Source organism: Kineococcus indalonis (genome assembly GCF_009906395.1).
GTDB classification, from domain to species: domain Bacteria; phylum Actinomycetota; class Actinomycetes; order Actinomycetales; family Kineococcaceae; genus Kineococcus; species Kineococcus indalonis.
In genome coordinates, this window is the sequence record NZ_JAAALM010000129.1 from 1 (window position 1) to 8,778 (window position 8,778).

Genomic DNA, 8,778 nt, shown 5'->3' on the forward strand with positions numbered 1-8,778 from the left:
CCCCCCTCACCCGGCGCACCCTGCTCGGCGGTTTCGGCGTCAGCACCCTCGCGCTGGCCCTGCAGGCCTGCGGCGCCGGCGACCCCACCGCCGGCGGCGGCGGTGACGACGGCGGTGCGCAGCAGCTGCGCATCGGCGTCAGCGTCTACGACATGAGCTCGTTCATCACCGCCGGCAAGGAGGGCATGGACGCCTACGCCGAGGCCAACGGCATCGAGCTGCTGTGGAACGCCGCCAACCTCGACGTCAACACCCAGGCCAGCCAGGTCGACCAGTACGTCAACGGCGGCGTCGACGCCATCATCGTCGTGCCCGTGCAGGCAGACTCCCTGCAGCCGCAGGTGGCCGCGGCCAAGGCCGCGGGCATCCCGCTCATCGCCGTCAACGCCGAGCTGAACTCCACCGACATCGCCGGCAACGTCCAGCCCGACGACGTGGCGGCCGGCGCCGAGGAGATGCAGATGATGGCCGACGCCCTCGGCGGGCAGGGCGGCATCGTCGTGCTGCAGGGCCCGCTGGGGCAGTCCGGGGAGCTGAACCGCACCAAGGGCATCCAGCAGACGCTGGCGAACTACCCGGGCATCACGATCCTCGCCCAGGACACCGCGAACTGGAAGCGCGACGAGGCGGTCAACAAGGTCAAGAACTGGATCTCCGCCTTCGGCGACCAGATCAAGGGCGTCGTCTCCGAGAACGACGACATGGGCCTCGGCGCGCTGCAGGCGATGAAGGAGGCCGGAGCGTCCGTGCCGATCGTCGGCATCGACGGCATCGAGGACGGCCTCAACGCCGTCAAGAGCGGGGAGTTCATCGGCACGATGCTGCAGAACGGCACGGTGGAGCTGTCCGCAGGCCTGGCCGTGGCCGCCAAGATCGCCCGCGGCGAGGACGTGGAGGCCGAACCGGTCTACAAGATGCCGCGCATCACGCAGGAGAACGTGGACGTCGCCATCGAGCACGTCGTCACCGGCCGCGAGCAGTTCCTCGCGGACCTGCCGGCGATGACGGAGGAGAACCTGAGGACCGGGGAGATCGCCGACGAGGGGATCCCCGGCCAGTGACCTCCCCGCTCGCGGGCCCCGCGGATGCCGCCGGCCCCGCCGGCGGGCGGCGGCCGCTGCGCGGCGCGGTCGCCCTCGTCACCGGCGGGGCCGGCGGCATCGGCGCCGCGGTCGTCGAAGCCCTGGAGGCCGCCGGGGCCCGCACCGCGGTGCTGGACCAGGAGGACGCGCTGGAGCGGGCCGCGCCGGCGCACCCGCCGGCCGGCGAGCGCCTGCTGCTGGACTGCGACGTCACCGACGCCGCGGGCGTGGAGGCCGCGGTTCGGGAGGTGGCCGAGCGCGCCGGCCGCCTCGACGTCGTGGTCAACTGCGCCGGCACCGCGGCCATCGCCCCCGCCCTGGAGCTGGACCTGGCCGGGTGGGAGCGCACGCTGCGGGTCAACCTCACCGGCAGCTTCCTCGTCAGCCGCGCCGCCGCGCCGCACCTGGCGCGCGCGGGCGGCGGGCGCATCGTCGGCATCGCCTCCCAGGCGGCCAGCGTGGCGCTGCCCGGCCACGCCGCCTACGCCGCCTCCAAGGCCGGGCTGCTGGGGATGACGCGCACCCTGGCCCTGGAGTGGGGACCGCTGGGCATCACGGTCAACACCGTCTCCCCCACGGTCGTGCTCACCCCGCTGAGCCGCCCGAACTGGGACAACCCGGCCGGGGACGCGCTGCGCGCGCAGATCCCCGTCGGCCGGTTCGCCGAGCCGGGCGACGTGGCCGCCGCGGTGGTCTACCTCGCCGGGCCCGGCGCCGCCATGGTCACCGGCCACGACCTGGTGGTCGACGGCGGCTACACGATCCGCTGAGCCACCCGCGAGACTCGCGGCACCCGTCCGCACCACGGAGAGGACCCACCATGAGCACCACCACCGTCCCGGCGACCATGCGCGCCAGCGTCCTGGTCGAGCAGGGCGTCGTCGAGCTGCAGGAGCGCCCGGTGCCCACCCCCGCCGCCGACGAGGTCCTCGTCCGCGTGGCGTCGGTGGGCGTGTGCGGCTCCGACGTGCACTACTACAAGGAGGGGCGCATCGGCGACTTCGTCGTCGAGCAGCCCCTCGTGCTCGGGCACGAGGTCTCCGGGCAGGTCGTGGCCGCGGGCCGCGACGTGCCGCAGGAGCGCGTGGGCGAGCGCGTCGCGATCGACCCGCAGGTGCCCTGCCGGCACTGCCGGGCGTGCAAGTCCGGGCGGATGAACCTGTGCCCGAACATGCGCTTCTACGCCACCCCGCCGGTGGACGGCACGTTCTGCGACTACGTCACCGCCCCGGCCGACATGGCCTACCCCGTGCCGGACGTGATGTCCGACGACGCGGCCGCGCTGCTGGAGCCGTTCTCGGTGGGGCTGTGGGCCGCGCACAAGGCGGGCACCACCCCCGGCGACCGCGTGCTCGTCGCCGGCGCCGGGCCCATCGGCGCGATGGTCGCGCAGGCCGTGCGGGCGCGCGGGGCCGCCGACGTCGTCGTCACCGACTTCGTGGACTCCCGCCGCGAGCGCATCGCCTCCTTCGGCGCCACCCGCACCCTGCACCCCGTCGACGACGCCGACGAGATCGCCGCGCTGGGCGCCGACGCGTTCGTGGACTGCTCGGGCGCCACGCCCGCGGTGCGCTCGGGCATCGCGGCGCTGCGCCCGGGCGGCGCGGCGGTGCTCGTGGGCCTGGGCGCCGAGGAGATGCCCCTGCCGGTCACGCTGATCGCCAGCCGGGAGATCACCGTCACCGGCGTGTTCCGGTACGTGGACACCTGGCCGCGCGGCATCGAGCTGTTCACCTCCGGCGCGGTGCACCTGGACGACATGGTCACCGCCCGGTACCCCCTGGAGCAGGTGGAGGACGCGCTCAACGCCGACTCCGACCCGCTGAGCATGAAGGCCGTCGTCGTCGTCAACCCCACCACCCCCGAAGGAGCGCTCGCGTGAGCACCGTGCTGGACAGGTTCTCCCTGGAGGGCAAGGTCGCCCTCGTCACCGGCGGCTACCGCGGCCTGGGCCGGGCCTTCGCCCAGGCGCTGGCCGAGGCGGGGGCCGACGTCGTCGTCGGCGCCCGCGACGAGGCCCGCTCGGTCGCCGCGGCGCAGGAGATCGCCGCCTCGACGGGGCGGCGCTCGCTGGGCCTGCGGCTGGACGTCACCGACCGCGCCGAGGTCGAGGCGGCCGTCGCGCGCACCACCGCCGAGCTGGGCGGGCTGCACGTGCTGGTCAACAACGCCGGCACGTGCGTGCACCGCCCCGCGCTGGAGGTGACCGACGAGGAGTACGACGACGTCATCACCACCAACCTCAAGGGCGTGTGGCTGCCCAGCCAGGTCGGCGCCCGCTGGATGGCCGAGCACGGCGGCGGCAGCATCGTCAACATCGGCTCCATCAGCGCCTCCATCGTCAACCGCCCGCAGATGCAGCCGGTCTACAACGCCTCCAAGGCGGCGGTGCACCAGCTGACGAAGTCGCTGGCCGCGGAGTGGGCGCCGCTGGGCATCCGCGTCAACGCCCTGGCGCCGGGCTACGTCAAGACGGAGATGGCGCCGGTGGACGAGCCGCGGTTCCGGCGCATGTGGATCGAGGACGCGCCCATGGAGCGGTACGCCACCCCTGAGGAGATCGCCGCCAGCGTCGTCTACCTGGCCTCGGACGCGGCCAGCTTCTCCACCGGTTCCGTCGTCGTCACCGACGGCGGCTACACGCTCTTCTGAGGCCGCGGTGCAGCTGCGCCCCAGCTACCCCGTGCTCACCCCCCGGCTGCGGCTGCGGCCGCTGTCGGGGGGCGACCTGGAGGCCCTGCTCGCCTACCGCGGGCGCGCCGACGTGTGCCGCTACCTGCCGTTCGCGCCGATGGACGAGCAGGCGCTGCGCGCCCGCCTCACCGGTCCCTTCGCGCGCACGGAGCTGACCGGCGAGGGGCAGAGCCTGACGCTGGGCGTGGAGGACCGCGCCGGGCGGCTGGTGGGCGACGTGGTGCTGTTCCTGCGCGACGAGCGCACCGCCGAGGGCGAGGTGGGCTGGGTGCTGCACCCGGACGCCACCGGCCGCGGGTACGCCACCGAGGCGTGCCGGGCCCTGCTGGGCCTGGCGTTCGGCGAGCTGGGCCTGCACCGCGCGGGCGCGCGGGTGCACGCGGGCAACGCGGCGTCGGCGCGGCTGGCCGTCCGGCTCGGCATGCGCCCGGAGGGGCGCCTGGTGCGCGCCGAGCCGGACGGGGACGGCTGGGCGGACCTGCTGCTGTTCGGCCTGCTCGCCGAGGAGCACGCGGTGCGCGTCGCGGGCGGCTGAGCCCTGCGGCCGGTCCTCCGGCCGGCCGGGGCCGCCCCGGGCGCCTCAGCCGGCGGCGGCCAGCCCCAGGGCGGGCTTGGCCCCGCGGGAGGTGTCCTCCAGCAGCGCCACCAGCGCCCCGCCCGGCGCGAACGCGGCCACCACCCCGGGGGCTCCGGAGGCGGCGATGAACCCGCCGTGGCGCACCGCGGCCGCCTCGGCGTCGTCGAGGTCGCGCACCGGGAACAGCCGGCGCGCCACCTGCGCCAGCGGCGTCACCGAGGGCTGCTGCTCGACCTGCTCCAGGGTGCGGGCCTCGGCGAGCGTGAAGGGCCCGGAGCGCGTGCGCCGCAGCGCGCTCAGGTGCCCGCCCACGCCCAGGGCGGCGCCGAGGTCGCGGGCCAGCGCGCGCACGTACGTGCCGCTGGAGACCTCCACCTCCACGTCCAGGTCCACGAACGGGCCGTGCTCGCGGCGCTGCAGCACCGCGAAGCGGGAGACGGTCACCGGGCGCGCCGGCAGCTCCACGGCATCCCCGGCGCGCGCCCGCGCGTAGGAGCGCCTGCCGTCGACCTTGATGGCGCTGACGGAGCTGGGCACCTGCTGCACCTCGCCCGTCAGCGCCGCCACGGCCGCGGCGACCGCGTCGCCGTCCAGGCCCGTGGCGTCGGCGGGCTCGCCCAGCGGCTCGCCCTCGGCGTCGTCGGTGCTCGTGGCCAGCCCCAGGCGCACGGTGGCGGTGTACGCCTTGTCGTGGGCCACCAGGTGCGTCAGGAACCGCGTGCCGCGGTTGGCGCCCAGGACGAGCACGCCCGTGGCGGCGGGGTCCAGCGTGCCGGCGTGCCCGACGCGGCGGGTGCCCAGCAGGCGCCGGCAGCGGGCCACGACGTCGTGGCTGGTCCAGCCCGCCGGCTTGTCCACGACGAGGATCCCGTCGCCGACCTCCGGCCGCCGCGCGTCCTGCGTCGCCATCCCCGCTCCCCCGTCCACCGCCCCGCGACCCGGCGCCGCGGGGACCGGCCCACCGTAGGGGTCCGCGCGCCGCGCGGGCGGTGCGGGTGCGGGTGGGTGCCGGCGGGGGTGCTCAGGCGACGGGACGGTCCCGGCGCGGCTCGTCGGCGACCGCGTCGCCGTCGTCGAGGTCGTCGAGGTCGTCGAGGTCGTCGAGGTCGTCGAGGTCGTCGAGGTCGTCGACCACGACCTCGTCGTCGTCCGCGTCGTCCGCGTCGTCGTCGTCCCCGTCGAGGTCGTGGTCGACGGGCTTCTTGTACGGGTCCGCCTCGCCCGCCGGCTGCGCGGAGGCGGCCAGCGCCGCCACGCGCGCGTCCTGCTCGGCGGCGGCGCGCAGCAGCTCCTCGATCTGGGTCGCCGTCTCGGGCACCTCGTCGGCGGTGAACGTCAGCGTCGGGGTCAACCGCACGCCGGTGCGCTTGCCGACCTCCGAGCGCAGCACGCCGGTGGCGCTCTTCAGGGCGGCCGCGGTGCCGGCGCGCTCCTCGTCGCTGCCGAGCACCGTGTAGTACAGCGTCGCGTGCTGCAGGTCGTTGGTGACGCGCGCGTCGGTGATGGTGACGAACCCCAGCCGGGGGTCCTTCACGCGCTTCTCGAGCGCCTCGGCCACGACGACCTTGATGCGGTCGGCGAGCTTGCGGGCGCGGGTGGGGTCCGCCACGGGACTTCCCTCCTGGAGGTGCTCAGTCGTCCGACGACAGGAACTGCCGCCGGGTGGAGAGGATCTGGAACTCGGGGTGCGCCGCGACGAGGCGCTCGCAGCGGTCCAGCACGTCGCTGCAGCGGGCCGCGTCGGGGGCGACGACGGCCACGGCCACCTCGGCGCGCCGGTGCAGGTCGAGGGACCCGGTCTCGGCGGCGGCCACGTCGAGGGAACGGCGCAGCTCGGCCACCAGCGGCCGCACGACGCTGCGCTTGCCCTTGAGGGAGTGCACGTCGCCGAGGAGGAGGTCGAACGTCAGGGTGCCTGTGAACACGTCGGGGTGCGGCCTCCCCCGCGGCTGCTCGACGTCCCGCCCGCGGCTGCGGACGGGAAAGGCCGGGGCGGGAGGGAGGTCCCGCCCCGGCCGTCGCTCACGGCCTCAGCCGCGCGGCTTCTCCCGCATCTCGAACGTCTCGATGACGTCGTCGATCTGGAGGTCGTTGTACGAGCCCAGGCCGATGCCGCACTCGAAGCCCTCGCGGACCTCGGTCGCGTCGTCCTTGAACCGCCGCAGCGACTCGATGGTGAGGTTGTCGCCGTGCACGACACCGTTGCGCAGCACGCGCGCCTTGGTGTTGCGCCGGATGAGGCCCGACCGGACCAGGCAGCCGGCGATGTTGCCGAACTTCGAGGACCGGAAGATCTCACGGATCTCGGCGGTCCCGAGCTGGACCTCCTCGAACTCCGGCTTGAGCATGCCCTTGAGGGCGTTCTCGACGTCCTCGATCGCCTGGTAGATGACCGAGTAGTACCGGATGTCGACGCCCTCGCGCTCGGCGTACTCCCGCGTCTGGCTCTCGGGGCGCACGCTGAAGCCCAGGATGATCGCGTTCGAGGCCACGGCGAGGTTCACGTTGTTCTTCGTGATCGCGCCGACGCCGCGGTCGATCACGCGCAGCTGGACCTCCTCACCCACGTCGATCTTCAGCAGGGCGTCCTCGAGGGCCTCGACCGAGCCCGCACCGTCACCCTTGAGGATCAGGTTGAGGGTCTCGACCTTGCCCTGCTCGAGCGCCTTGGTGAAGTCCTCCAGGCTGATGCGCTTGCGCGACTTGGCCAGCATGGCGCTGCGCTCGGCCGCGTCGCGCTTCTCCGCGATCTGGCGGGCGGTGCGGTCGTCCGGAGCCACGAGGAACGTGTCCCCGGCGCCCGGCACGGACGTCAGGCCCAGCACCTGCACCGGACGCGACGGGGTCGCCTCCGAGAGCTGGTTGCCGTGCTCGTCGAGCATCGCGCGGACGCGGCCGTAGCCGGTGCCCGCGACGATCGCGTCGCCGACGTGCAGGGTGCCGGACTGCACCAGGACCGTGGCGACGGGGCCGCGGCCCTTGTCGAGGTTGGCCTCGATCGCCACGCCGCGGGCGTCCTTGTGGGGGTTCGCCCGCAGGTCCAGCGCCGCGTCCGCGGTGAGCAGGACGGCCTCGAGGAGGTCGTCCAGGCCGGCGCCCTGCTTGGCGGAGACGTCGACGAACATCGTGTCGCCGCCGTACTCCTCGGCCACCAGGTTGTACTCGGTGAGCTGCTGCCGGACCTTCGCCGGGTTCGCGCCCTCCTTGTCGACCTTGTTGACCGCCACCACGATCGGCACGTCCGCCGCCTGGGCGTGGTTGAGCGCCTCGATGGTCTGGGGCATCACGCCGTCGTCGGCCGCGACCACGAGGATCGCGATGTCCGTCACCTTCGCACCCCGGGCGCGCATGGCCGTGAAGGCCTCGTGACCGGGGGTGTCGATGAAGGTGATGGCCCGCTCGACGCCCTCGTGCTCCTTGGTGATCTGGTAGGCGCCGATGGTCTGGGTGATGCCGCCGGCCTCCTTCGCGACCACGTCGGTGGAGCGGATGGCGTCCAGCAGCTTCGTCTTGCCGTGGTCGACGTGACCCATGACGGTGACGACCGGCGGGCGCGCCTCGAGCTCCTCGTCGCCCTCGGCCTCGAGCTCGGCGTCCAGGTCGATGGAGAAGCCGGCGAGCAGCTCGCGCTCCTCGTCCTCCGGGGAGACGACCTCGACGACGTAGCCCAGCTCGTTGCCCAGCAGCTGGAAGGTGTCCTCGTCCAGCGACTGCGTCGCGGTGGCCATCTCACCGAGGTGGAACAGCACCGTGACCAGCGACGCGGGGTTCGCGTCGATGCGCTCGGCGAAGTCGGTCAGCGAGGCGCCGCGACGGATGCGGACGACCGTGGAGCCGTCGCCGCGCGGGACCTGCACGCCCCCCACCGAGGGGGCCTGCATCGCCTCGTACTCCTGGCGCTTGGCGCGCTTGGACTTGCGGCCGCGGACCGGACGGCCACCGGCGCGGCCGAACGCGCCCTGCGTGCCGCCGCGACCACCGCGACCGGGACCACCGGGACGGCCGGCGAAGCCGCCGCCACCGGCACCGGCACCGGCGCCGCCCGGACCACCGGGACGGCCGGCGAAGCCGCCGCGCCCGCCACCGGGACCACCGCGGCCGGGAGCACCGGGACGACCCGCCGGAGCACCCGGACGGCCGACCGTCGGGCGCGCCGGCATCATGCCGGGGTTCGGGCGGGGACCACCGGGGCGCGGGCCGCCGGGGCCGGGCGCACCGGGGCGCGGGCCACCGGCACCGGGCGCACCCGGACGGGGACCGCCCTGCGGGCGCGGCATGCCCTGGCTGTTCGCGAACGGGTTGTTGCCCGGGCGCGGCGCGCCGCCGCCCTGGGGGCGCGGCATGCCCTGGCTCGTGGCGAACGGGTTGTTGCCCGGGCGCGGGGCACCCGGGCGCGCACCACCGGCACCGGCACCGGCGCCCGGA

8 protein-coding genes and 1 pseudogene are annotated in these 8,778 nt (G+C 74.9%); 5 read left to right on the top strand and 4 right to left on the bottom strand.

Annotation, left to right across the window (positions count from 1 at the left end):
- Positions 1-20 precede the first annotated feature (20 nt).
- The 5 genes from GTR00_RS08675 to GTR00_RS08695 are packed head-to-tail and all read left to right on the top strand — an operon-like array spanning position 21 to position 4,311.
- Complete coding sequence (locus tag GTR00_RS08675; protein ID WP_166611236.1) at positions 21-1,061, top strand: substrate-binding domain-containing protein; 1,041 nt, start codon at positions 21-23, stop codon at positions 1,059-1,061.
- Entirely contained in the window at positions 1,058-1,852 is a 795-nt protein-coding gene (locus GTR00_RS08680) for a GolD/DthD family dehydrogenase (protein WP_323132339.1), read from the top strand. The genes GTR00_RS08675 and GTR00_RS08680 overlap by 4 nt, the downstream gene beginning before the upstream one ends.
- Positions 1,853-1,902: 50 nt before the next feature.
- On the top strand, positions 1,903-2,964 hold the full coding sequence (locus GTR00_RS08685) for an NAD(P)-dependent alcohol dehydrogenase (RefSeq protein ID WP_166611229.1): 1,062 nt from the start codon (positions 1,903-1,905) through the stop codon (positions 2,962-2,964).
- Entirely contained in the window at positions 2,961-3,734 is a 774-nt protein-coding gene (locus GTR00_RS08690; protein ID WP_166611230.1) for an SDR family NAD(P)-dependent oxidoreductase, read from the top strand. The genes GTR00_RS08685 and GTR00_RS08690 overlap by 4 nt, the downstream gene beginning before the upstream one ends.
- A 7-nt stretch (positions 3,735-3,741) precedes the next feature.
- Positions 3,742-4,311, top strand: a complete 570-nt coding sequence (locus GTR00_RS08695) for a GNAT family N-acetyltransferase (RefSeq protein WP_166611231.1) — start codon at positions 3,742-3,744, stop codon at positions 4,309-4,311.
- A gap of 45 nt (positions 4,312-4,356) precedes the next feature.
- Here GTR00_RS08695 and truB read toward each other — a convergent pair whose 3' ends face one another.
- From truB to infB, 4 genes and pseudogenes are all read right to left on the bottom strand, one after another.
- Positions 4,357-5,262 (bottom strand): tRNA pseudouridine(55) synthase TruB, encoded by a 906-nt coding sequence (gene truB / locus GTR00_RS08700; protein WP_166611232.1) that lies wholly within the window; start codon positions 5,260-5,262, stop codon positions 4,357-4,359.
- A gap of 205 nt (positions 5,263-5,467) precedes the next feature.
- A pseudogene (gene rbfA / locus GTR00_RS08705) lies at positions 5,468-5,962 on the bottom strand (30S ribosome-binding factor RbfA); the annotation flags it as partial.
- A 22-nt stretch (positions 5,963-5,984) separates the two neighbouring features.
- A complete protein-coding gene (locus tag GTR00_RS08710) occupies positions 5,985-6,278 on the bottom strand; it encodes a DUF503 domain-containing protein (protein WP_166611234.1) in 294 nt (97 codons plus the stop codon).
- A 105-nt stretch (positions 6,279-6,383) separates the two neighbouring features.
- Positions 6,384-8,778: translation initiation factor IF-2 (gene infB / locus GTR00_RS08715; protein ID WP_166611235.1), on the bottom strand; the 2,395-nt coding region annotated here is incomplete at its 5' end.

Excerpts from the sequence above, each read along its gene's own strand:
- GTR00_RS08685 (WP_166611229.1), top strand. The coding sequence starts at position 1,903 with ATGAGCACCACCACCGTCCCGGCGACCATGCGCGCCAGCGTCCTGGTC.
- truB (WP_166611232.1), bottom strand. The coding sequence starts at position 5,262 with ATGGCGACGCAGGACGCGCGGCGGCCGGAGGTCGGCGACGGGATCCTC.